Source organism: Brachybacterium phenoliresistens, assembly GCF_000576425.1.
Taxonomy (GTDB): domain Bacteria; phylum Actinomycetota; class Actinomycetes; order Actinomycetales; family Dermabacteraceae; genus Brachybacterium; species Brachybacterium phenoliresistens.
The window spans coordinates 45,198-67,244 of the sequence record NZ_KK070000.1; the positions used below are offsets into that span (position 1 = coordinate 45,198).

Annotated in this window: 24 protein-coding genes; 15 read left to right on the forward strand and 9 right to left on the reverse strand. The window is 73.3% G+C overall.

The genetic code is table 11. From position 1 onward, the window contains the following. Positions 1 to 133 precede the first annotated feature (133 nt). Complete coding sequence (locus tag BF93_RS14605) at positions 134 to 934, reverse strand: exodeoxyribonuclease III (protein ID WP_038373642.1); 801 nt, start codon at positions 932 to 934, stop codon at positions 134 to 136. A gap of 96 nt (positions 935 to 1,030) precedes the next feature. Here BF93_RS14605 and BF93_RS14610 point away from each other — a divergent pair, with 96 nt between their 5' ends. Then, complete coding sequence (locus tag BF93_RS14610) at positions 1,031 to 1,876, forward strand: SDR family NAD(P)-dependent oxidoreductase (protein WP_038373643.1); 846 nt, start codon at positions 1,031 to 1,033, stop codon at positions 1,874 to 1,876. A 56-nt stretch (positions 1,877 to 1,932) separates the two neighbouring features. After that, positions 1,933 to 2,493: an orotate phosphoribosyltransferase gene (gene pyrE / locus BF93_RS14615; RefSeq protein ID WP_038373645.1), complete on the forward strand. Its 561-nt coding sequence runs from the start codon at positions 1,933 to 1,935 to the stop codon at positions 2,491 to 2,493. A gap of 94 nt (positions 2,494 to 2,587) precedes the next feature. Here the strand turns inward: pyrE and ypfJ are convergent, their stop codons facing one another. Beyond that, a complete protein-coding gene (gene ypfJ / locus BF93_RS14620; RefSeq protein ID WP_038373646.1) occupies positions 2,588 to 3,508 on the reverse strand; it encodes a KPN_02809 family neutral zinc metallopeptidase in 921 nt (306 codons plus the stop codon). A 119-nt stretch (positions 3,509 to 3,627) separates the two neighbouring features. Between ypfJ and BF93_RS14625 the strand changes: the two genes are divergently transcribed. The 3 genes from BF93_RS14625 (at position 3,628) to fbaA (ending at position 6,159) form a co-directional block, all read left to right on the forward strand. Next, positions 3,628 to 4,302, forward strand: coding sequence for a DedA family protein (locus BF93_RS14625; protein ID WP_038373647.1), 675 nt, complete (start codon positions 3,628 to 3,630; stop codon positions 4,300 to 4,302). Then, on the forward strand, positions 4,286 to 4,954 hold the full coding sequence (locus BF93_RS14630) for a TrmH family RNA methyltransferase (RefSeq protein WP_038373649.1): 669 nt from the start codon (positions 4,286 to 4,288) through the stop codon (positions 4,952 to 4,954). The genes BF93_RS14625 and BF93_RS14630 overlap by 17 nt, the downstream gene beginning before the upstream one ends. Before the next feature lie 179 nt (positions 4,955 to 5,133). After that, the gene (gene fbaA / locus BF93_RS14635; protein WP_038373651.1) at positions 5,134 to 6,159 is read left to right on the forward strand and encodes a class II fructose-bisphosphate aldolase; all 1,026 of its coding nucleotides are present in this window, start codon (positions 5,134 to 5,136) and stop codon (positions 6,157 to 6,159) included. A gap of 147 nt (positions 6,160 to 6,306) precedes the next feature. Here fbaA and BF93_RS14640 read toward each other — a convergent pair whose 3' ends face one another. The 6 genes from BF93_RS14640 to BF93_RS14665 all read right to left on the reverse strand — a co-directional run bounded on the left by BF93_RS14640 (position 6,307) and on the right by BF93_RS14665 (position 11,301). Further along, positions 6,307 to 6,627, reverse strand: coding sequence for a DUF2516 family protein (locus BF93_RS14640; RefSeq protein ID WP_038373652.1), 321 nt, complete (start codon positions 6,625 to 6,627; stop codon positions 6,307 to 6,309). Positions 6,628 to 6,773: 146 nt separating this feature from the next. After that, positions 6,774 to 8,066 (reverse strand): FUSC family protein, encoded by a 1,293-nt coding sequence (locus tag BF93_RS14645; RefSeq protein ID WP_038373653.1) that lies wholly within the window; start codon positions 8,064 to 8,066, stop codon positions 6,774 to 6,776. Next, on the reverse strand, positions 8,063 to 8,500 hold the full coding sequence (locus BF93_RS14650; RefSeq protein ID WP_038373654.1) for a hypothetical protein: 438 nt from the start codon (positions 8,498 to 8,500) through the stop codon (positions 8,063 to 8,065). The genes BF93_RS14645 and BF93_RS14650 overlap by 4 nt, the downstream gene beginning before the upstream one ends. Before the next feature lie 108 nt (positions 8,501 to 8,608). Continuing rightward, a complete protein-coding gene (gene ygfZ / locus BF93_RS14655) occupies positions 8,609 to 9,721 on the reverse strand; it encodes a CAF17-like 4Fe-4S cluster assembly/insertion protein YgfZ (RefSeq protein WP_038373656.1) in 1,113 nt (370 codons plus the stop codon). After that, entirely contained in the window at positions 9,714 to 10,358 is a 645-nt protein-coding gene (locus BF93_RS14660) for a heme-binding beta-barrel domain-containing protein (RefSeq protein WP_038373657.1), read from the reverse strand. Before BF93_RS14660 ends, ygfZ begins: the two co-directional genes overlap by 8 nt. Before the next feature lie 193 nt (positions 10,359 to 10,551). Beyond that, the gene (locus tag BF93_RS14665; RefSeq protein ID WP_038373658.1) at positions 10,552 to 11,301 is read right to left on the reverse strand and encodes a hypothetical protein; all 750 of its coding nucleotides are present in this window, start codon (positions 11,299 to 11,301) and stop codon (positions 10,552 to 10,554) included. Between the two features lie 156 nt (positions 11,302 to 11,457). Here BF93_RS14665 and mshD point away from each other — a divergent pair, with 156 nt between their 5' ends. From mshD to BF93_RS14715, 10 genes are all read left to right on the forward strand, one after another. Next, on the forward strand, positions 11,458 to 12,366 hold the full coding sequence (gene mshD, locus BF93_RS14670) for a mycothiol synthase (RefSeq protein ID WP_038373659.1): 909 nt from the start codon (positions 11,458 to 11,460) through the stop codon (positions 12,364 to 12,366). Further along, positions 12,363 to 13,313 carry an NUDIX hydrolase gene (locus tag BF93_RS14675; RefSeq protein WP_038373660.1) on the forward strand — a complete coding sequence of 317 codons (951 nt, stop codon included), beginning with the start codon at positions 12,363 to 12,365 and terminating at the stop codon, positions 13,311 to 13,313. The genes mshD and BF93_RS14675 overlap by 4 nt, the downstream gene beginning before the upstream one ends. Before the next feature lie 172 nt (positions 13,314 to 13,485). Beyond that, complete coding sequence (locus tag BF93_RS19110; RefSeq protein WP_051487007.1) at positions 13,486 to 14,025, forward strand: DUF4190 domain-containing protein; 540 nt, start codon at positions 13,486 to 13,488, stop codon at positions 14,023 to 14,025. Between the two features lie 249 nt (positions 14,026 to 14,274). Beyond that, a complete protein-coding gene (gene pstS / locus BF93_RS14685) occupies positions 14,275 to 15,390 on the forward strand; it encodes a phosphate ABC transporter substrate-binding protein PstS (protein ID WP_038373662.1) in 1,116 nt (371 codons plus the stop codon). Between the two features lie 112 nt (positions 15,391 to 15,502). Beyond that, the gene (pstC, locus tag BF93_RS14690) at positions 15,503 to 16,474 is read left to right on the forward strand and encodes a phosphate ABC transporter permease subunit PstC (protein ID WP_038373663.1); all 972 of its coding nucleotides are present in this window, start codon (positions 15,503 to 15,505) and stop codon (positions 16,472 to 16,474) included. 9 nt (positions 16,475 to 16,483) lie between these two features. Next, positions 16,484 to 17,653 carry a phosphate ABC transporter permease PstA gene (gene pstA, locus BF93_RS14695; RefSeq protein ID WP_038373664.1) on the forward strand — a complete coding sequence of 390 codons (1,170 nt, stop codon included), beginning with the start codon at positions 16,484 to 16,486 and terminating at the stop codon, positions 17,651 to 17,653. 34 nt (positions 17,654 to 17,687) lie between these two features. After that, on the forward strand, positions 17,688 to 18,467 hold the full coding sequence (gene pstB, locus BF93_RS14700; protein ID WP_038373665.1) for a phosphate ABC transporter ATP-binding protein PstB: 780 nt from the start codon (positions 17,688 to 17,690) through the stop codon (positions 18,465 to 18,467). Positions 18,468 to 18,581: 114 nt separating this feature from the next. After that, on the forward strand, positions 18,582 to 19,397 hold the full coding sequence (locus tag BF93_RS14705) for an ABC transporter ATP-binding protein (RefSeq protein WP_038373668.1): 816 nt from the start codon (positions 18,582 to 18,584) through the stop codon (positions 19,395 to 19,397). Continuing rightward, positions 19,394 to 20,746 carry an FtsX-like permease family protein gene (locus tag BF93_RS14710; protein ID WP_038373669.1) on the forward strand — a complete coding sequence of 451 codons (1,353 nt, stop codon included), beginning with the start codon at positions 19,394 to 19,396 and terminating at the stop codon, positions 20,744 to 20,746. Before BF93_RS14705 ends, BF93_RS14710 begins: the two co-directional genes overlap by 4 nt. Before the next feature lie 182 nt (positions 20,747 to 20,928). After that, positions 20,929 to 21,252 carry a rhodanese-like domain-containing protein gene (locus tag BF93_RS14715; protein WP_038373670.1) on the forward strand — a complete coding sequence of 108 codons (324 nt, stop codon included), beginning with the start codon at positions 20,929 to 20,931 and terminating at the stop codon, positions 21,250 to 21,252. A gap of 9 nt (positions 21,253 to 21,261) precedes the next feature. On the opposite strand, the gene BF93_RS14720 is transcribed toward BF93_RS14715, so the two are convergent. Next, positions 21,262 to 22,014, reverse strand: a complete 753-nt coding sequence (locus BF93_RS14720; RefSeq protein ID WP_038373713.1) for a CPBP family intramembrane glutamic endopeptidase — start codon at positions 22,012 to 22,014, stop codon at positions 21,262 to 21,264. Positions 22,015 to 22,047 lie beyond the last annotated feature (33 nt).

Genomic DNA, 22,047 nt, shown 5'->3' on the forward strand with positions numbered 1-22,047 from the left:
CCGGGTCCCGACCGCGTCGAGGCGGCGCCGTGGGAGGACCGCGGCGCCGGAGCCCGGCGAGGTGGCGCCGGACGCGGACGGCCCGCCCCCGCACGTCGCGGAGAGCGGGCCGCACCTGTGCGCGGGAAGGTCCTCAGAGGTCGACGTCGACGACGACCGGCGCGTGGTCGGAGGCGCCCTTGCCCTTGCGCTCCTCGCGGTCGATGAACGACCCGGTCGTCGCGGCCTGCACGGCCGGGGAGCCCAGCAGGAAGTCGATGCGCATGCCCTCCTTCTTGGGGAAGCGCAGCGCCTGGTAGTCCCAGTAGGTGTAGACGCCGGGGCCGGGGTGCTCCGGGCGCACCAGATCGGCGTAGCCGGCCTCGACCACGGCGCGGAAGGCCGCGCGCTCGGGCTCGGTGACGTGGGTCCGGCCCTCGAAGAACTCCATCGACCAGACGTCCTCGTCCTGCGGGGCCACGTTGAAGTCGCCGCACAGGACCGCCCGCGCGGCGGGGTCCTGCGCGAGCTCCCGCGCGCCCTCCGCGCGCAGGGCCTCCAGCCAGCGCAGCTTGTAGGCGTAGTGGGGGTGATCGATCTCCCGGCCGTTGGGCACGTACAGCGACCAGATCCGCAGGCCGTCGCCCACCACCGCGCTGATCGCGCGGGCCTCGACCACGCCTCCGGGCTCCTCCGGCCAGGTCGGCACCGCCGGCAGCTCCCGGCGCACGTCGGCCAGCCCGACCCGGGAGATGAGCGCGACCCCGTTCCACTGGTTCAGGCCATGGGCGGCGACCTCGTACCCGGCCTCGAGGAGGGGATCCAGGACCAGCTGCGCCGGCTTCGCCTTGATCTCCTGCAGGGCCAGGACGTCGACCTGGTGGCGATCCAGGAACGCGACGACGCGTTCGGTCCGGGCGCGCAGGGAGTTGATGTTCCACGTGGCGATTCGCATGCTCCCGATCCTAACGGCGCGCACCGACGCCGGCCCCGGGTGAAGGGTCCGTGAAGGGCACCTGCGCAGATGCCCGGCTCGCCGTACGATCGGCCTATGACGCGCGCATTGGTCACCGGCTCCACCGCAGGCCTGGGCCTGGAGTTCGCCTGGCAGCTCGCCGGGACCGGCCACGACCTCGTCCTCGTGGCGCGCAACGAGGGCCGCCTGCACGCGATCGCGGCGCAGATCCGCGACGTCCACTCCGTGGAGGTCGACGTGCTCGCGGCCGATCTCTCCGACCGGCGCCGCCTGGACGCCGTGGCCCGGCGCCTGACCGATCCCGTCGACCCCATCGACCTGCTGGTGAACAACGCCGGCTACGGGCTGCGCGGCACCTTCCTCGAGGTCCCGGTCGAGGACCACGAGCGGCAGATGGACACGCTCATGCGCGCCGTGCTGGTGCTCTCCCATGCGGCGGCCCGGGTCATGGTCCAGCGACGCCGCGGGGCGATCCTCAACGTGTCCTCGCTCGCCGGTTACACGGCCACCGGCCCCTATGCCGCCTCGAAGAGCTGGGTGACCGTGTTCACCGAGTCCCTCGCGACCGAGCTCAAGGGCACGGGCGTGACCGCGACCGCGCTGCTGCCCGGGTTCGTCCAGACCGAGTTCCACGAACGGGCCTGCATGAACGTCGAAGGGCTGCCGCGCGTGACCTGGCTGAAGGCGCCCTATGTCGTCGAGCAGGCGCTCAAGGACACGGCGAAGGGCCAGGTCATCTCGATCCCCTCGGTGAAGTACCGCACCGCCGGGGAGTTCTCCCGCATCGCGCCGCGCAGCCTGATGCGGCGCCTGGCCTCGCCGCGCTGGCAGCAGCGGCTGATCGAGAAGAAGGTCTCCCGGGCCCGCCGCCGCGCCTCCCGGCGCGATCTGCACGCCCCCTGGCAGCAGAGCGAGGAGTGAGCCGGCGGCCGCGGGCGCAGGAGGCCGAGGCGGGGCATGGCCGCTACCCTGGGGCCATGACCGACACCGCCGCTCGCGACCGCCTGCTCCAGCTCATCCGTGACCTCGCCGTCGTGCGCGGGAAGGTCACACTCTCCTCCGGCGCGGAGGCCGACTACTACGTCGACCTGCGCCGCATCACCCTCCACCACGAGGCCTCGCCGCTGGTGGGCACGGTCATGCTGGACGTGCTGCGCGAGGCGGGCCTGGTCCCCGGGGTCGAGGCCGTCGGCGGCCTGACCCTCGGCGCGGACCCGGTCGCCACCGCCGTGATGCATGCGAGCGCCGCCGCCGGTCTGGGGATCGACGCCTTCGTCGTGCGCAAGGAGCAGAAGGCGCACGGACTGCAGCGCCGCATCGAGGGCCCGGACGTCACCGGCCGCCGCGTGGTCGCCGTCGAGGACACCTCCACCACCGGCGGCAGCGTGCTGACCGCCGTCGAGGCGCTGCGCGAGGCGGGCGCCCGGATCGACGCGGTCGCCGTGATCGTCCACCGCTCCGAGGCCTCCCGCGAGGCCGTCGAGAGCGCGGGGCTGCGCTACCTGTACGCCTACGAGCTGGACGAGCTGGGCCTCTGAGCCGCGCGCCCGGGCACCGTGCCCGGGAAGGCGCCGCGCCGCGGGTCGACCGGGATCGCCGCGCGGCGCCTCGGGCGCGCGGAGCCCTGGGGCCTCAGACCTCCGCCTCCGAGAAGGTGTCGCAGGCCTGGTAGGTGCCCTCCTCGTAGCCCCGCAGGAACCAGGTGCGGCGCTGCTCGGAGGAGCCGTGGGTCCAGGAGTCGGGGTTGACCTCGCCGCCGGCGACCTCCCCCTGGATGTGGTCGTCGCCCACCGCGCTCGCCCCGGACAGGGCGTCCTCGATGTCCTGGCGCGTGAGCGGGGCGAGCATGGCGGTGCCGTTCTCGTCCACGGTGCTGGTGGCGTGCCGCGTCCACAGGCCCGCGTAGCAGTCGGCCTGCAGCTCCAGGCGCACCCCGTCGGACTGCGGGCCGGTGCCGCTGCGGTCGATGCGGGACATGGTGCCGTCGAGGTTCTGGATGTGGTGCCCGTACTCGTGGGCGACCACGTACATCTTGGACAGCTGGCCGCCCGAGGCCCCGTACCGGGACTCCAGCTCCTCGAAGAAGCTGGCGTCGATGTAGATGGTCGCATCGGCCGGGCAGTAGAAGGGCCCCACCGCGCTGGTGGCGGGACCGCAGCCCGTCTGCACCTGGCCGGGGTACAGCGTGCCGCGCGGCTCCGAGAAGTCGATCCCCGCCGCGGGCGCGGCCTGGGACCAGAACGAGTCCGCGGACTCGATGGTCGCCTGGACCAGGCAGTCGTCGCGCCGGTTGGCGTCCTCGCCGGTCTCGCAGCCCGCGAGCGCCTCGCCCGTCACCGGCTGCTCCTGCCCCGTGGTGGTGCCGCCCAGCAGCTCCAGCGGGTTCCCGCCCGCGAGCGCGTAGATGATCACGATGATCAGCAGCAGGCAGCCTCCGCCGCCGCCCAGCGCGATCCTCCCGCGGGGGCCGCGGCCCCCGCCCAGCATCCCGCCCCCGCCGCCCGAGCTCGAGACGTTGTCGGAGCGGATCTCCGCATTCGGGTTGAAGGTCATGGCCACACAGTAGCGCCGCCCCGGCAGGGGCACAGGGCGTGCCTGGAGGCTCCTCGGAGGGGCCCGCCCTACGATGTGCTGCGACGCGGGTTCTCGGAAGGATCGGCGGGAAGGGGCCGATGAACATCGTCGACTGGGCGGTCAGCACGATGGAGCGCTTCGGCGGGCTCGGGGTGGCGCTGCTGATCTTCCTCGAGAACGTCTTCCCCCCGATCCCGTCCGAGGTGATCCTGCCGCTGGCCGGGGTCGCGGCCGCCGGGCCGCACCATTCCTTCCTCGGGATGCTGGCCTTCTCCCTGCTGGGCTCCGTGAGCGGGGCATGGCTGCTGTACGGGCTGGGCCGCGCGCTCGGCCCGGTGCGGCTGCGCCGCCTCGTCGTCCGCCTCCCGCTGGTGCACGTCGAGGATTACGACCGGACGGTCGGCTGGATGGACCGGCACGGGACCAAGGGGATCTTCTTCGGCCGCATGGTGCCGGGCGTGCGCTCGCTGGTGTCGATCCCCGCGGGCCTGTACGCGATGCCCATCGGCCGCTTCACCCTGCTCACCGCGGCCGGGAGCTCCCTCTGGAACACTCTGTTCCTCACCCTCGGGTACACCCTGGGCAGCAACTGGCACGTCATCGAGCCGTACACCGACGCGGTCTCCACGGTCGTCTACGCGATCGTGGCGCTGCTGGTCGGGTGGTGGTTCGTGCAGCTGCTGCGCCGGGAGCGGCGCCGCCGCGCCGCCGGACTGCCCGACCCCGATGCCGACGAGCTGGAGGCGATGACGGACCATGACCGCGAACGATGATGCGGCGGCGAGCGCGCCCGACGGGCCCGAGGCGCGGCACGGCCGTCCCGTCGGCGTCGGCCCGCACCCGGAGCCCTGGCCCGAGGACCCGCGGCTGGACCCCGCCCTGCTCGCGGCGGGCGATCACCGCAACGTGGTGGACCGCTACCGGTACTGGCGGCGCGAGGCGATCATCGCGGACCTCGACCGCAGCCGGCACGGCCTGCACGTGGCCATCGAGAACCTCGAGCACGACGCGAACATCGGCTCCATCGTCCGCACCGCGAACGCCTTCGCGGTGGAGGCCTTCCACATCGTCGGGCGGCGCCGCTGGAACCGGCGCGGAGCCATGGTCACCGACCGCTACCAGCACGAGATGCACCACCCCGACGTCGCCGATCTCGTCGCCTGGGCGCGAGCCGAGGACCGGGTGCTGATCGGCATCGACAACGTGCCCGGCTCGGTCCCCCTGGAGACGGCGGTGCTGCCGCAGCGGGCCGTGCTCGTGTTCGGCCAGGAGGGCCCCGGCATCAGCCCGGCCCTGCTGGACGCCTGCCGCGACGTCCTGGCCATCACCCAGTACGGCTCGACCCGCTCCCTGAACGTCGCGGCCGCGGCCGCGATCGCCATGCACACCTGGGTCCTCGCCCACGGGTCCGGACCGCGGCCCTGAGCAGAGCCCCGGCCCCGGCAGAATCCGTGCAGGTCAGGGAGGCATCGCGCGGCCGGGCCGGGGCGGCGTCCCGAGGGCGGGGACGCCTCGCTGCCCTCGGCCCGGACCATGAGAGAATCGGGCTCGCGTGGGAGCTCCCGAGCGCCCACAGACCGTGACCCTGCGTGCAAGGAGCATCCATGCCCATCGCAACCCCTGATCAGTACGGCGAGATGATCGACCGCGCGAAGGCCGGCAAGTTCGCCTACCCCGCGGTGAACGTGTCGTCGTCGCAGACCGCCATCGCGGCGCTGCGCGGCTTCGCCGAGGCGGAGTCCGACGGAATCATCCAGGTCTCCGTGGGCGGCGCCGAGTACCTCTCCGGCTCGACCGTGAAGAACCGCGTCTCCGGTTCGATCGCCCTGGCGCAGTTCGTCACCGAGGTCGCCAAGGACTACGGCGTCACCATCGCGCTGCACACCGACCACTGCGCCAAGGAGAACCTGGCCAGCTGGGTCGAGCCCCTCATCGAGTGGGACCTCGAGAACCGCGTGAAGAAGGGCCTGGACCCGCTGTTCCAGTCCCACATGTGGGACGGCTCCGCCGTTCCGGTCGACGAGAACCTCGAGATCGCCGAGAAGCTGCTCGAGAAGTCCGTCGCCGCCAAGAAGATCCTCGAGATCGAGGTCGGCGTCGTCGGCGGCGAGGAGGACGGCTACGAGGCGGACGTCGACGAGGACAAGCTCTTCTCGACCCCCGAGGACGGCCTGAAGACCGCCGAGAAGCTCGGCCTGGGCGAGAAGGGCCGCTACATCACGGCTCTCACCTTCGGCAACGTGCACGGCGTCTACAAGCCGGGCAACGTGAAGCTCACCCCGTCGATCCTGCTCGACATCCAGAAGACCGTCGGCGAGAAGTACGGCAAGGACATGCCGTTCGACCTCGTCATGCACGGCGGCTCCGGCTCGACCCTCGAGGAGATCCGCGAGGCCGTCGACAACGGCGTCATCAAGATGAACATCGACACCGACACCCAGTACGCGTTCTCGCGTCCGGCGGCCGGCCACTTCTTCACCAACTACGACGGCGTCCTCAAGGTCGACGGCGAGGTGGGCAACAAGAAGGCCTACGACCCCCGCGCCTGGGGCAAGCTCGCCGAGGCCGGCATGGCGAAGCGCGTCGTCGAGGCCTGCGAGAACCTGCGCTCGGCCGGCACCAAGGCCTGAGACCTGCTCTCCCGGCACGGCCCGTCCTGACGCGGCCGCGACCCCCGAAGGGCCCCGCCCGGATCGTCCGCGATCCCGGCGGGGCCCTTCGGCCGTCCGGCGGCGTCCCGATGGGGCGCCGGCGGCGCCTCGGCGGGAGGGCCGGGGTCAGTAGCGGTTGTTGCGGGCGCGGCCCATCACGGCGCGCAGGGCCGGCAGCACGTCGGCGAGGAACACCCCGGCGATGACGATCCCGCCGATCATGAACAGCATGGTCCCGCCGCCGCCCCCGATGGGCCAGGGCAGGGAGAGGAAGCCCAGCAGCACCGCCAGCCCGGTCAGCAGCATCCAGAAGTTCTTGGTGCGCTTGCTCGCGGCGAGATACGCATCGGGCCGGTATCGCACCGCGTTGACGAAGGCCCACAGCTCCGCCACGAACAGGGCGAGGGCCAGCACGGCGAAAATCCACTGCTGCACGGCGAAGATCATGCGACTCAGGATAGTCCTCGCGTCCGGGCGGCTCCTGGACCGGCCCGGCGGGGCACCGCCCGCACCGGCCCGCCGGGGCACCTCCTGGACCTGCCGGCCGGGGCGGCTCGCGGGCCTGCTGGGTCTGCGCGAGGACCGCGCGGCCCTCAGCGGCGGCGGTCGGGGTCGGAGCGGTCGGCGATCAGCAGCTCGAGGGCCTCGGTGGTGGCCGGCGGCTCGACCGCCTGCATCTCCCGGGTCATCGGGCGGGGGCCGACGGTGTCGCCGTCGGCGGCCACCAGCAGGCTGGGCAGGAACTGCTTGGCGTCCTTGTGCGGCAGCCCCGTCGCCTCGAGCAGGTCGATCGCCAGCGAGCGCAGCTGGATCACCAGGGTCACGCCCTCGAAGTGCCCGGCGCGGCCCGGCCGCACGCCCTCGTCGCTGAGCAGCAGCGTCTCGGGGGTCAGGTACGAGGTGAACAGGCGCAGCCGGCGGCGGGCGGCGGTGAAGTCGACGTCCGACTCGATCCCGTCGCGGATCGCGGTCACGGCGTCGCGCCCCGCGAGCAGGGCATCGGCCAGCCGGGCATGCGGGGCGCCGTCGACCACCGAGAGGAACTCGACCTCCCGCCGGGCGATCACGCGGACGTTGCGCATGGCGCGGTCCGAGCCGACCAGCAGCTGCTGCATGCGTCGGACATCGGCCGCATGGCGCAGACCGGTGGGGGAGAAGGTCGCCATCTCGTTGGCGGCGTCGTTGGCCAGGCGCCACTCGTCGGTGTGCTTCTGGGAGTTCTTGCGCACGCTGACCAGTGCCGCGCGGGCCACCTCGGCGCTGCCGGTGCGCGCGGCCAGGGCCAGGGCGACCAGGGCGTCGTCGAGCTCCTGGAAGAAGACCTCCGCGGCGCGGCGCTGGATACGCCGCGGGTCCCCCGACAGCAGCAGATGCACGAGGATCGCGATGCTCACGCCCGTGATCGCGTCGAGGATCCGCCCGCCGGGGGTCATCGTCGGCGTCGCGGGCATGATCATTACCAGCAGCGACTGGATCGAGGTCTGGATGCCGAACATGACCCCGGAGTCCAGCAGTCGGGCCAGCATCCCGGCGCAGAAGATGACCACGAAGATCTGCCAGGTGCCGGCGCCGATGGTGACGTGGGCGAGCTCGCCCAGGAGCACGCCCATCATCACGCCGCAGGACATCTCCATCACCTTGCGGATCTTCGCATCGGCCGAGAAGCCGATGATCACGAACGCGGCGATGGAGGCGAAGAACGGGAACTGGTGGCCCCACAGCAGCCCGGCGACCATGTAGGCGATCGAGGCGGCGAAGGCGGCGCGCAGGATGATCAGCCAGTCCTTGCGGCCGCGGCCCACGCCGGCGCGCACCCGCCCGGCCAGCGCATCGGCGGCCCGGCGGGGCAGCGAGGGGCGATCGGCGGGGATCGGGCCGGTGCTCACGGGCGCACCGGGTCCTCGAGCCGCATCTGCAGCAGCTCGGGAAGATCGAAGGACTCGCCGTCGCGGCCGCCGCGGCCCACGACCATCGGCGCGTCCACGGGATCCGGAGTCGCGCCGCGCAGGCGGGAGCGGAGCCCGCCGTCCACGCGCAGGATGTAGTAGCGGGCCTCGGTGTCCACCGCGACGGAGCGGTCGTGCTTGAGGTACCAGCCCTGCAGCTGCGTGCGGATGCTGCCGCCGCCCTTGTAGGGCAGGGCCCGCAGAGGCACCGGATCGATCCCGGCGGCCCGGAAGCGGCCGATGGCCTCGCGGATCAGGGCGGTGGCCTTCTCATGCTCCTCGCGGCGGGCGGCGGCCAGGGCGCGCTCCTGGGTGGCGAGCACCTCCGCGCGCTGCTCGCTCCATGCCCTGCCCTGTCCTGCGCTCGCCGTCATGACTCCATTCTGGCAGGCGCCGGCGCGCTCGGGGTGGCGAGGACGCGCGAGGCCCGTGCACGCCCTGTGCAGATGCGGAGGACCTGCGGCGGCGGCGCGAGGGGGCGGTCAGAGGCGGGGCGTCTGCGGGCGGGCGCCGTGCTCGCGCTCGAGCACGATCGGCTCCTGGGAGGCGTCGAGCCAGAGCTGCTGCTGGCCGTGCTCGTCGCCGACGGTGACGCCCACGCTCAGCGGGGCGTCCACCGGCACGGCGCGGCGCACCACGGCCAGGGCGATGGGGCCCAGGTCCACGTGCACGGCGGCGCTGGTGACGGTGCCCACGAGCTTGCCCTCGGGGCCGCCGAGATGCACCGGGCCGCCGGCGGCGGCAGGGACGTCCTGCGAGCCGTCCAGGTGCAGCATGACCAGGCGGCGCGGGGGCTGGCCCAGGTTGAGGACCTTCGCGACCGTCTCCTGGCCGCGGTAGCAGCCCTTCGCGGTGTGCACGGCGGTGCGCAGCAGGTCGAGCTCGTGGGGGATGCTGCGCTCGTCGACCTCGGTGGCATGGCGCGGCCGATGGTCCGCGATGCGCAGCGCCTCGGCCGCATGCATCCCGGCCAGGACGTCCCGGTGCCAGGGAAGAGCGGCGAGCGCCTCGGCCGGGAGGACCGTGAGCACCCAGCCGGCCGGGTCCTCCGGGTCGGGGCCATAGGCGACGCCGCCGGGGGCGACGGCGGGCCACGGGTCCGTCCACACGGCCGCGGCCTCGGGCAGGCCCAGCTCGACCAGGGCCGGGATCTCGTCGGCGCGGCGCACCCCGCCGAGGACCCGCAGGTCGTCCCGGTCGGTGATCTCCACCCGGGCGGCGAAGCGCATCATCTCCAGGTAGCGGCGCAGCCCGGCGCGATGCCCGGGGTCGGTGATCAGCAGCGCGGCGTCCGGCCCGGTGATCGCGGCCGATGCCAGGTGCTCGACGCGGCCCTGCGGGGACAGCACGGCGAGGGCGGTGCTCTCGCCGACCTCGCGGCCGGTGAGGACCTGCGAGGTGACGGTGGTCAGCCAGGTCATGGCGTCGGGCCCGGAGATCTCCAGCAGCTCGAGCTGGCCGAGGTCCACCACGGCGCGGCCCCCCAGCAGGCGCCGCTGCTCGCGCAGCAGCTCGCCGTAGTGGGCGGGGACGGCGGCATCGGCCCCGTCGGCGAGGATCGCGCCGTGGCGCAGCAGCGGGGCGCGCTCAGACACGATCGAGCTCCACCGAGAGGTAGGGCGCGAGCTCGGTGGGGGCGGCCGGGTCCGTGGCCCGCTCCCACAGCCACATGAGGCGCCCGCCGACGTAGCCGAACATGCGGGTGGCCGCGATCGAGCCGTCCGCCGCGCGGGCATCGGGGGAGGTGCGCAGGGCCAGCTGGATGCGCGGGCCGCGCAGCTCGCCGATCCAGACCTCGTGGCCGTCCTCGCGCTCGATGCTCGCCTCGAGGCCGTAGGAGATGATCCCGGCCGGGTCTCCGGGCTTGGCCGCGCGCGCGGCCTCGAGATCCTGCCCGGGCAGCGGATCCAGGACGCGCCAGATCCCGCGCTCCTTCGCCAGCAGGGTGCGCTGCCCGGTGCCGGTCGGCGCCGCGGGGGCCGGGGCGTCCTCCCGGGAGAAGGCGCTCGTCGGCGGCAGGGGGGCAGCGGTGTCGACCATCTCCGTGCGGGCGGTCCAGGAGAGGGTGCCCTCGGGGGTCGGCTCGGCCCGAAGCTCCTGCTCGATGCGGCGGGAGCCGGGGGTGCCGTCCTCCTCGCTCAGCTGGATGGCGCCGAAGCCCTGCCACCGGCCGACCAGCCAGGCCAGGGGGTAGAGCGGCTCCGGGAGGGAGGGGTCCAGGACGATGGGCACAGGCGCGGCCTCCCGATCAGCGATCGAACAGGCGGGCGAGGACCAGGACAGCGAAGGCGGCGGTGCCGAGGCCGACGAGGACCACCAGGGTCAGGAAGAACAGCGAGAGTGCAGTCATGGCCGCCAGTCTACAGACGCGGCAGGCCCGGCGGGCGTGCCGCGGGCGGCGCCGCGGCAGGGGCCCGGCGGGGTCTCAGCCGAGGATCCGCACCGCCATCAGCACCACCACGCCGGTGGTGGCCACGGGTGCGGCGGCGACGGCGAGGGAGGCGGTGGGCTCCCGGGCGACGAGGATCGATCCCAGCAGCTGGTGCACGCCGCCGGCGCCGAAGGCGACCAGCAGCCCGAGGGCCGCCCCCACGGGCAGGACGCTCGCGCCCAGCTCCGCCGCGACCACGCCGGTGACCGCGGCCGATGCCAGCATCGACAGCGGCAGGCGCAGCAGGCCGGGCAGCGGGGTCTCCTCGATCAGCAGGGCGACGGCCAGGCCCGCGCCCGCAGCCGTGACCAGGCCCGCCGCCGGGGCGCCCGCCGATTCGGAGGAGGCCAGGGTCCAGCAGCACGACAGCGCGACGAGAAGGGAGCCGCTGACGGTCCCGGTGAGCGAGAGGGTCAGCGCCCGCCGCTCGCGGCGCAGCATCTGCTGCACGAACGCCGCGAGCAGGCCGACGGCGGCGACCACCGCCACCCCCTGCAGGGGGCTGGGGCGGTCGGTGCCCAGCAGCGTCAGCGCGGCGCCGACCACTCCCGTGGCCGCGATCACCACCCGTGAGCCGAGGGCGTCGGGCAGCTCGAGCAGCTCCGTCCACCCCGCGGCGACCATGATCGCCATGGCGCCGACCGCGACCGCGATCAGCCCCGGCGCATGGGGGCCCGCGAGGGACGTCACGGTCAGCAGCAGGGCCAGGGCGGCCCCCAGGGGAGCCCGCTCCGGCGCGGTCATAGGGCCTCCAGGGGGTCGCGGGCGGACAGCTCGGGCACGGCGTCCGAAGGGGCCTGCGCGAGCGCTACAGTGGGCAGTCTACGAGCCGTTGCGCGTCCTTCGGCGCAGCGCGCCCCGCCCCGCGCCCGCTCGACCGCCTCGGAAGGACCCCTCGGGATGATCACCACGGACCGGCTGACTCCTGCCGCTCGGCGCGGGATCGGGCGTCTGCTGGACGCCTGCGCCCAGGCCGACGGCGTGAGCCCCCTGGACGAGGCCGCCCGCCTCGCCCTGGCCGCCGCCCCCGCCGACCCCTCCGCCGGCCCGCGCCACCTGCTGGTCCCCGCCGAGGGCGCCGAGGCAGAGGACCCCGGCGCTGTGCTGGGCTATGCCAGCGTGCTCGCCGACGGCACCGTGCAGGGGATGGTCGATCCCCCGCACCGGCGCCGCGGCATCGGCCGCCGGCTGCTCGCCGAGGTCACCGCGCTCCGGCCCGATGCGGCCGTCTGGGCGCACGGCGCGCTCGCCGGCGCGCTCGCCCTGCTCGAGGGCGCCGGGTACACCCCCCGCAGGACGCTGCTCACCCTCGGGCGTCCCCTTCCCGGGGCGGCGCTCCCGGCCGCCGAGTCCTCCCTGCAGCCGCTCGAGATCACCGGCTTCGACCTGGACCGGGATGGTGAAGAGTGGGTGGCGCTGAACGCCGTGGCCTTCGCCTCCCACCCCGAGCAGGGGCGGATGACCCTCGCGGACCTGCGCGAGCGCGCCGCCCAGCCATGGTTCGACCCGGAGGGATTCTTCCTGGCCCGCCACCGCGGCGAGCTCGTCGGCTTCGTGTGGACCAAGCGGGAGGGCGAGGCCGCCGAGGACGGCGAGATCTACGTCGTCGGCACCGCCCCGGTCGCGCAGGGCCGCGGCGTCGCCCGGCTGCTCATGGTCCGGGCCCTCGACCATCTGGCCCGTGCCGGCTGCCGTCGCGCCGTGCTCTACGTCGAGGGGGACAACGCCCCCGCGCTCAGCGTGTACCGGCGCCTGGGCTTCAGCACCATCGGCCGCGACGTGCAGCTGCGCCGCGCGCAGGAGGCATGAGCGTGCTGGCGGCCTCCGGGAGCCCGGCCCCTGTCCTCGCCGCGGGCGCCCTGGTGTGGCGCGAGAAGCGCGGCGGCATCGACGTGCTGCTCGTGCACCGGCCGCGCTACGACGACTGGTCCATCCCCAAGGGCAAGCTCGACCGCGGGGAGACGTTCCCCGCCGCCGCGGTGCGCGAGGTCGCCGAGGAGACCGGATACCGCGTGCGGCTGCATCGGCCGCTGCCCGCCTCCGTCTACCTGCTGCCGGACGGGCGCACCAAGATCGTGCAGTACTGGGCGGCCACGGTGCGGGCGCGCTCCGGGCCCGGCCCCGAGGACCGCCGCGAGATCGACGAGACCCGCTGGGTGCCGCTGGACGAGGCGATGGCGCTGACCACCCGGCGCGGGGACCACGTGCAGCTGGAGGCGCTGCAGCGCTATCGCAGCCGCGACGAGCTGGTGACGGTCCCGATCGTGATCCAGCGCCATGCCGCGGCGCTGTCCCGGGCCAAATGGCGCAAGGGCGAGAAGTCCCGGCCCCTGAACAGCAAGGGGAAGCAGCAGGCCAAGGCCCTGCCCCCGGTGATCGACGCCTTCGACCCCGGCCGCGTGGTCACCAGCCCGTGGAAGCGCTGTCGGGACACGGTGGAGCCCTTCGCGAAGCTCGGCGGCATGGACATCGTCGAGAAGCCCGAGCTCACCGAGGCCGGGCACGCCGACCATCCCTCGCGCACCCGGGCGGTGATGGACCGGGTGCTGCAGGAGGCCCAGCCCACCGTGGTGTGCACCCACCGCCCCGTGCTGCCCACCGTGATCGCCGCCGCGCGGGCCCTCGCCCTGCAGGACGTCGCCCTCGAGCTGCCCCGGGCGAACCCGTATCTCGCCGCCGGGGAGGCGCTGATCCTGCACTGCACGGCCGATGCCCGGATCGTCGCCATCGAGAGGCACCTCCCGAACATCCGGTGAGCGCCCCGGACGAGCCGGGGGCGGCGCGGACGAGCCGGGGGAGCGGCGCGATCGCCGCACCGCGTAGCATGCCCGTGCGGCCGCTCGGCCGCAGCCGGATCGCCGCGGGGTGGGGCGCTCCGGTCCACCGGGGTGCGGAACGCGCCGCGCCGACAGCACGCAAGGAGCGGGGATGACGGACTCGGACGGCTACGGACGGTACAGCGCTTCAGGGCCCTCGGATCCGTACGCCGGGACCTACGGCGGGGCGGGCGGCTACGGGAGCCCCGGCACGGATCCGTACGGCGTCCCCGCGGACGAGCTCGGATCGGCCGGCTCGTCTGCGTCGGCCGCCGCGGCCCCGGACCCCTATGCGAGCAGCGCGGCGACGGCGGCCCCCGGCTACACCGGCCCGGAGTTCGGCTCCGGCGCCCTGCCCTACGGGGGTCCGGCGCAGCCGCAGTACTACGTCGCCCCGCCCAGCAGCGGCTCCGCCACGGCCGCGATGATCCTCGGGATCCTCTCCCTGACCTGCCTGCCCCTGGCCGGTCCCGTCGCCGTCGTGCTCGCGGTGATGGGCATGAAGGCGACGGCGGACGGCACGCAGGGAGGCCGCGGGCTCGCGATCGCAGGGCTGGTCACCGGCATCCTCGGCACCCTGTACCTGATCTTCGTGGTCCTGTGGATCCTGCTCTACGTGGTCGTCGGCGTCTGGGCGGTCGGCACCTCGTGAGCAGGCCGGTCCCCGCGCCGCCCCGGCGCCCCCGACGGGCACCCCGGGCGCGTCGTGACCGCATCGTGACCGCGGGTGTGACGAACCTGTAATATGAGCCTGACCTGCGGAGATGCCAGTCGGGATGGGGTGTTCACCTGGCGTTCACATCGGGGGCGGCGGTGTGTCATCTCGACTCCCTAGTTTCGAGGACGGACGTCAAAAGACCCCATGACCTTGGTGGGCCAAGGCCCCCCGAAAGGACCAGCTGTGAACGCTCGCAAGAACAAGCTCGTCGCGCTCGCCGCCCTCGGCCTCACCGGCGCCCTGGCCCTGTCCGCCTGCGGCGGCGGCAGCCCCTCGGCCGACGGCGGCTCCGACGCCGGCGGTGCGCAGCCGGGCGCGGCCTCGGGCCAGCTCGCCGGCGCCGGCGCCTCCTCCGCGGAGTCCGCCCAGGGCGCCTGGACCCAGAACTTCATCGCCCTGAACCCCGAGGCCCAGGTCACCTACGACTCCGTCGGCTCCAGCGCGGGCCGCGAGCAGTTCCTCGCCGGCGGCGTGCAGTTCGCCGGCTCCGACGCCGCGCTCACCGAGGACGAGCTGGCGCAGTCGGCCGAGGCCTGCCAGGGCGGCACCGCCTTCGACCTGCCCGTCTACATCTCCCCGATCGCGGTCGTGTTCAACCTCGAGGGCGTCGAGGATCTGCAGCTGTCCGCCCCGACGATCGCGGGCATCTTCGCCGGCACCATCACCACGTGGAACGATCCGGCCATCGTCGCGGACAACCCCGAGGCGACGCTGCCGGATCTCGCCATCACGCCCGTGCATCGTTCGGACGGCTCCGGCACGACCGAGAACTTCACCTCCTACCTGTCCGAGACCGCGGGCGACGTCTGGACCCACGGCGAGGTCGACGAGTGGCCCATCGAGGGCGGCCAGTCCGGCGACGGCACCTCCGGCCTCGTCTCCGTCGTCGAGGGCGGCAACGGCACCATCGGCTACGCCGACGCCTCCAAGGCCGGCAACCTCGGCATCGCCAAGGTGAAGGTGGGCGAGGAGTACATCGAGTACAGCCCCGAGGCCGCCGCCAAGGCCGTCGAGCTCTCCCCGCGCGCCGAGGGCCGCTCCGAGCACGACATCGTGATGGAGCTGGACCGCACGATCGACGACCCGGGCGCCTACCCGATCGTGCTCGTCTCCTACCTGGTCCTGTGCGACACCTATGCTGATCAGGAGACCGCGGACCTGGTGAAGGCCTACGCCGGCTACGTCGTGTCCCCCGAGGGCCAGGAGGCCTCCGCGCAGGCCGCCGGCAGCGCCCCGCTGACCGAGGGCCTGTCCACCGACGCGACCGCCGCGATCGAGTCGATCAAGGCCGCGGCCTGACGCACCGCCGCATCACGGCGCACCGGAGGCCGGGGGCGGAGCCCCTGAGCACCCGGTGCGCCGTGCCACCCGGCGCACCGGGTTCCTCGTCCCCACCTCAGGAAGGCTGTTCGTGAGCACGTCCGCCGCGGCCACCCCCACGCCGCAGAAGCAGTCCGATCCCCCCGAGACGAAGGCTCGGACCGCGAAGCGGCCCGGTGACCTGATCTTCAGCGGGCTGAGCATCGGCTCCGGCCTTCTGATCTTCCTCACCCTGCTGCTCGTCGCCGTCTTCCTGACGATCCGCTCCCTCCCGGCGATCCAGTCCAGCCGCGAGGTCACCGGCGATGCGGACGCCGTCTCCCTCCTCGAGTACACCGCCCCGCTGGTGTTCGGCACCGTGTTCGCGGCGGTGCTCGCGCTGCTCATGGCGGTCCCGGTGGCCGTCGGCATCGCGCTGTTCATCTCGCACTTCGCGCCGCGGCGCCTGGCCACGCCGCTGGGCTTCATGATCGACCTGCTCGCCGCGGTCCCCTCGGTGGTCTTCGGCCTGTGGGGCGGCGTCTGGCTGGTGCCGCGCCTGGAGCCGCTGTACATGTGGCTGAACACGTATCTCGGGTGGATCCCGCTGTTCGCCGGGGAGCCCAGCGCCCCGATGCGCAACCTCGCCACCGCCTCCGTGGTCCTCGCGGTGATGATCCTGCCGATCATCACCGCCGTGTCGCGGGAGGTCTTCCTGCAGACCCCGCGGCTGCAGGAGGAGGCGGCCCTCGCCCTCGGCGCCACCCGCTTCGAGACCATCCGGACCGTGGTGCTGCCCTTCGGCCGCTCGGGCGTGGTCTCCGCCTCGATGCTGGGCCTGGGCCGCGCGCTCGGCGAGACCATGGCCGTGCTCATGGTGCTCTCGCCCGGCTCCTCGTTCTCGCTGCACATCCTCGAGGTGGGCCGGCACAACTCGATCGCCGCCAACATCGCCTCCCAGAGCGCCGAGGCCACCCCGGACGTCATGGCCCGCCTGATCTTCACCGGGCTCGTGCTGTTCGTGATCACCTTCGTCATCAATGCGATCGCCCGCGCCGTCGTGGCGCGCAGCACCCAGGGCTGAGAGGGAACCATGAGCACCACGACCACCTCCAAGCCCACGCACTCGGAGCTGCTGACCGGCTCGGCGACCGCCGAGAACCGGCTCCCGGGCTGGCACATGCTGCTGACCGCCCTCGCCGCCGTCCTCCTGGCCGTGCTGGTCCTGGCCCTGTTCGGGTCGGTGAGCATCGGCGGCGTCCTCGTGCTGGGCTACGGCCTGCACCTCGTGATCGGCTATCTCTACTCGCGGGTCCGCGAGGGCCGCCGCTGGGCCGCCGACCGCCTGGTGACGATGCTCGTGTACGGCGCCTTCGCCGTGGCGATGATCCCGCTGATCTCGCTGCTGTGGGAGGTGCTGCACCGCGGCATCGTCCGCATCATCGGCCCGATCCCGCTGCAGTTCTGGACCATGGACATGGCCGGCGTGATCGGCGGCATGGACACCGGCGGCATCTCCCATGCGATCGTGGGAACGCTGCTGATCACCCTGGGCGCCTCCCTGATCTCCGTGCCGATCGGCCTGTTCACCTCGATCTTCCTCGTCGAGTACGCCCGCTACGGCGCGCTGAAGGTGCTGGGCCGCGGCGTCACCTTCCTGGTGGACGTGATGACCGGCATCCCCTCGATCGTCGCGGGCCTGTTCGGCCTGGCGCTGTTCATCACCATCACCAACGATCCGGGCATCCGCATCGGCCTGATGGGATCGGTGGCCCTGTCCGTTCTCATGATCCCGACCGTGGTGCGCTCCAGCGAGGAGATGCTCCGCCTGGTGCCGATGGAGCTGCGCGAGGCCGCCTACGGCCTGGGCGTGCCCAAGTGGCTGACCATCGTCCGGGTGGTGCTGCGGACCGCGATCGCCGGCCTGACGACCTCGGTCACCCTCGCCGTCGCCCGCGTGATCGGCGAGACGGCCCCGCTGCTGCTGACGGTCGGCGCCCTGCCTCTGATGAACGCCAACCTGTTCGAGGGCCGCATGCAGACCCTGCCGACGTTCATCAACAGCCAGTACCGTTCGGGCAACGCCGTGTGCAACTCCGACGTCATGACGAACCCGATCACGCAGATCGACTACGCGTGCTCGACCACGATCAACTACGACCGGGCGTGGGCCGCAGCGCTCACCCTGATCCTCATCGTCATGCTCCTGAACGTCATCGCCCGCCTGGTCAGCTACTACTTCTCGCCGAAGCTCGGCCGCTGAGCCGCTCCCGCCGGCCGCATCGAAAGGAATCTCCATGGCCCAGGCCATCAACGTCGAGGATCTGAACATCTACTACAGCGAGTTCCTCGCCGTGGAGAACGTCAACGTGACGATCCAGCCCCGCTCGGTGACCGCGCTCATCGGCCCCTCGGGCTGCGGGAAGTCCACCTTCCTGCGCACCCTGAACCGCATGCACGAGGTCATCCCCGGGGCATACGCCACCGGCTCGGTCGAGATCGAGGGCGCGAACATCTACGGCAGCGGCGTGGACCCCGTCAACGTCCGCCGCCGGGTGGGCATGGTCTTCCAGAAGCCGAACCCCTTCCCGACCATGTCCATCCGCGACAACGTGCTCGCGGGCGTGAAGCTCAACAACCAGCGCATCTCCCGGTCCACGGCCGATGAGCTCGTGGAGAGCTCCCTGCGCGGCGCGAACCTCTGGGAGGAGGTCAAGGACCGCCTCGACAAGCCCGGCATGGGCCTGTCCGGCGGCCAGCAGCAGCGTCTGTGCATCGCCCGCGCCATCGCCGTCAAGCCCGAGGTCATCCTCATGGACGAGCCGTGCTCCGCGCTCGACCCGATCTCGACCCTGGCGATCGAGGACCTCATCCACGAGATGAAGCAGGACTTCACCATCGTCATCGTCACCCACAACATGCAGCAGGCCTCGCGCGTCTCCGACCGCACCGGCTTCTTCAACATCGCCGGCACCGGCAAGCCCGGGCATCTCATCGAGATCGACGAGACCGAGAAGATGTTCACCAACCCCGAGAACAAGCAGACCGAGGACTACATCTCCGGCCGCTTCGGGTGATCCGCGGGCGGTCGCCGGTCGCACGGCGCCGTCCCCCCACGGTCTGACGCCGGCCCCGGGAGTTCGATCCCGGGGCCGATGCGCGTCCCGGGGCGGCGGCGGGATCGTGGAGCCATGAACACGACGCATCCCTCCGCCGTCCCGCAGAGCGCCCCCGCGCTGCCCGTCCCGCCGGTCGCGGGCCTCGCCCCGCAGCCGCAGCCCCTCCCGGCCGGACCGCCGCCGGTCCTGCAGGCCCGCCGCCTGCGCCACACCTACGGGAAGTCCGCGAGCGCGACCCCCGCCCTGAACGGGATCGACCTCGACATCCAGGTCGCCGAGTCGCTCGCCGTCATGGGCCCCTCCGGCTGCGGCAAGACGACGCTGCTGCACGTGCTCGCCGGCATCATCGCCCCGACCGACGGCACCGTCCACCACGGGGGACAGCCGCTGCAGGACCTGTCCGACGCGGCACGGACCCGCCTGCGCCGCAGCGCGTTCGGCTTCGTCTTCCAGGACGGCCAGCTGCTGCCGGAGCTGACCGCGCTGGAGAACGTGATCCTGCCGCGCATGCTCGCCGGGTCCTCGCGGCGCACCGCGACCGCCGACGCCCGCGGCTGGCTGGACCGGCTGGGGCTCGCGGGCCTGCACGACCGCCGTCCCGGGCAGCTCTCCGGCGGGCAGGCGCAGCGCGTCGCGATCGCGCGGGCGCTCGCCGGCCGGCCCACCGTCGTCTTCGCCGACGAGCCGACCGGCGCCCTGGACCAGGCCACCGGCCACGCCGTCCTCGAGGTCCTCACCGAGGCGAGCCGCGAAGCCGGGGCGAGCCTCGTGATGGTCACCCACGACCCGGCGGTCGCCGCGGTGTGCGAGCGCACCATCGCCATGCGCGACGGGCGCATCGAGCAGCAGTTCCGCCGCCGGAGCGCCGCGGAGGGACAGGTCCGATGACCCTGCTGAACGTCGCCCCCCTCGTCCTGCGCCGCCGCGGAGGGATCGCCGGGATCCTCCCGATCATCGGCTTCGCCGCCTCCACCGCGATCCTCGCGACCGTCCTCGGCGGCCTCACGGCATTCCTGGGAAGGGCCGCCGTCGTCCCGGAGGGCGTGGACTTCTCCGATCCCCGCGCGAACCTGCCGTTCCTGCTGACCTGCGCCGCGGTCGCGACGGCCCTGCTCGTCCCGAGCGCCATGGGCCTCGGCAGCGCGGCCGCGAAGCTGTCGCTCAGCCGTCGCGAGCGCGACCTCGCCTCGATGCGCCTGGTGGGCGGGACGTCCGCGCAGATCGGCACCATCGCCGTGCTCGACGTCGTCCTGCAGGCGCTGATCGGCTCCCTCGCCGGCATCGGCCTGCACCTCGCGGTGACCCCGGCCCTGACCGGTCTCGACTTCGGCCTGGCGCCCTTCACGATCGGCGAGCTCATGCTCCCGGTCTGGGGCTATCCGGTGCTCGTCCTCGCCGTCGCGCTGCTGTCGGCGTTCTCCGCGGCGCTCGGGCTCCTGGGCGTGGTCATCTCCCCGCTCGGCGTCGCCCGGGACTCCCGGATCGTGCGCATGTCGGTGATCCGCCTCGCCGTCTGGGTGCTGCTCGTGATCGGCTTCGGCGCCGCCTTCCAGATCGTGCCGCGACTGGCCGGCACCGCGGACGACCCGCTGCTGGTGACCACCGTCGTGCTCGCCGTCTTCATGGCGGTCCTCGTGGGCAGCGTGAACCTGGTCGGTCCGTTCGTGGTGTGGCTCGCCGCCCGCATCCTCGCCGCCGTGGCGCCCCGCCCGGCGCTGCTGGTGGGGGCGCGGCGCCTGGCCGCGGACCCCCGCGCAGGCTGGCGCAGCGTCTCCGGGGTGACCTTCGGCCTGGTGATCGCCGGCTTCCTGACCCTGCTGACGATCTTCGGCCGCTCCACCGACCCGGCGGAGGCGGCGCTCATGACGGCGCTGAACACCGGCGGCTACCTCACCCTCGGCATCGCCGCGGTGCTCGCCGCGGTGTCCACCGGCGTCACCCAGACCGCCCGCGTCCTGGACCAGGCGGGCGTCTACCGCTCCCAGCACGTCTCCGGCGCGCCGATCTCGGCGCTGCAGCGGGCGCGGATGGCCGAGATCGGGCTGCCGCTCGCGATCGCCGCGATCATCGCGGGGGTGAGCGCCGCGGGGCTGATCATGCCGGTCCTGGGCGGGGCGGCGATCCTGGGCCCGCTGGTGCAGTACCTGCTGAGCGCCCTGGTGGCCCTGGGCCTGGTCGCCGTGAGCGTCCTGGTCAGCGCCCCGCTCGTGTCCCGGGTCGCGCGCAGCGAGGCCTGACCGGACGGGGAGCCCGGGGCGAGGGGGCCGCGGGACCAACGAGGGGTTCGCGGGACCAATACGGGGACACAGGCGGTATATGGCGCTGTGTCCCCGTATTGGTCCCGTGGATCCTCGGCCGGTGCGTCGACGCGGCGGCGGGGACGTCCCGCGGTGCCGGTCCGGTCGCTACGCTGGACGTCATGAACTTCGAATCCGTGGCCCCGGCCGAGGTGCCCGAGGGCGCCCACCTCATCGACGTCCGCGAGCAGTCCGAGTGGGACGCCGGGCATGCCCCGACCGCCCAGCACCTCGCCGCCAGCACCCTGCTGGAGAACCTCGACAAGCTGCCCGAGGACGGCGACCTGTACATCGTCTGCCGCAGCGGCGGGCGCAGCGCGCAGGTCTGCCAGTGGCTGAACCAGAACGGCTACGACGCGATCAACGTCGCCGGCGGGATGGACATCTGGTTCGAGTCCGGTCTGCCGATGGTCTCCGACGGCGAGGGCGAGCCCTACGTCCTGTGACCGCCGGCCTCAGAGGCTGATCGCGTCCTTCAGCACGGCGTAGCCGACGAAGGCGACGACGTCGAGCAGGGTGTGGGCGATGACCAGCGGCATCGTCCGGCCGGTGCGCCGGAACCAGGCGGCGAACACGACGCCCATGACGGCGTTGGCGATGCCGGGGCCGATCCCCTGGTACAGGTGGTAGGCCCCGCGAAGCAGCGCCGAGGCGAGGATGATCCGCCCCGGCCCCCAGCCCAGCGCCTCCAGGCGCCGCGACAGGTAGCCCACCGCGATCACCTCCTCCACCACGGCGTTCTTGACCGCCTGCAGCACCAGCACGGGCACCGTCCACCAGTGCTCGGCGAGGGCCGCGGGGATCACCTCGACGGTCGCGCCGATCGCCCGCCCCGCCGCGTAGACGGCCAGTCCCGGCAGGCCGATGCCGGCGGCCAGGGCCAGGCCCGCCAGCGCATCACGCAGCGGCGCGGCGAGGTCCAGTCCCAGATCGGCCAGCGCCGCCCGGACCGAGCCGGCGGTGAGCGCGAGCAGCAGCACGGCCAGCGCCACCGGGGCGAGCGTGAAGACGATCCCCAGCAGCTGGCGCGCCAGATCGGCCCAGGGCATCTCGGAGGCGGAGGCGTTCAGCGCCACGCTCTGCTCGGCCAGCGGGCCCCGCGCCATCGCCTCCACCAGCGCGAGGACCGCATAGACGGCGCTGCGGCCCAGGGACAGCGCCAGCACGACGACGATCTCGGCGCGCAGCAGGCGGGCGGGGATGACGATGCTCACGGGCACATCGTGCCAGGCGCGCGGCCG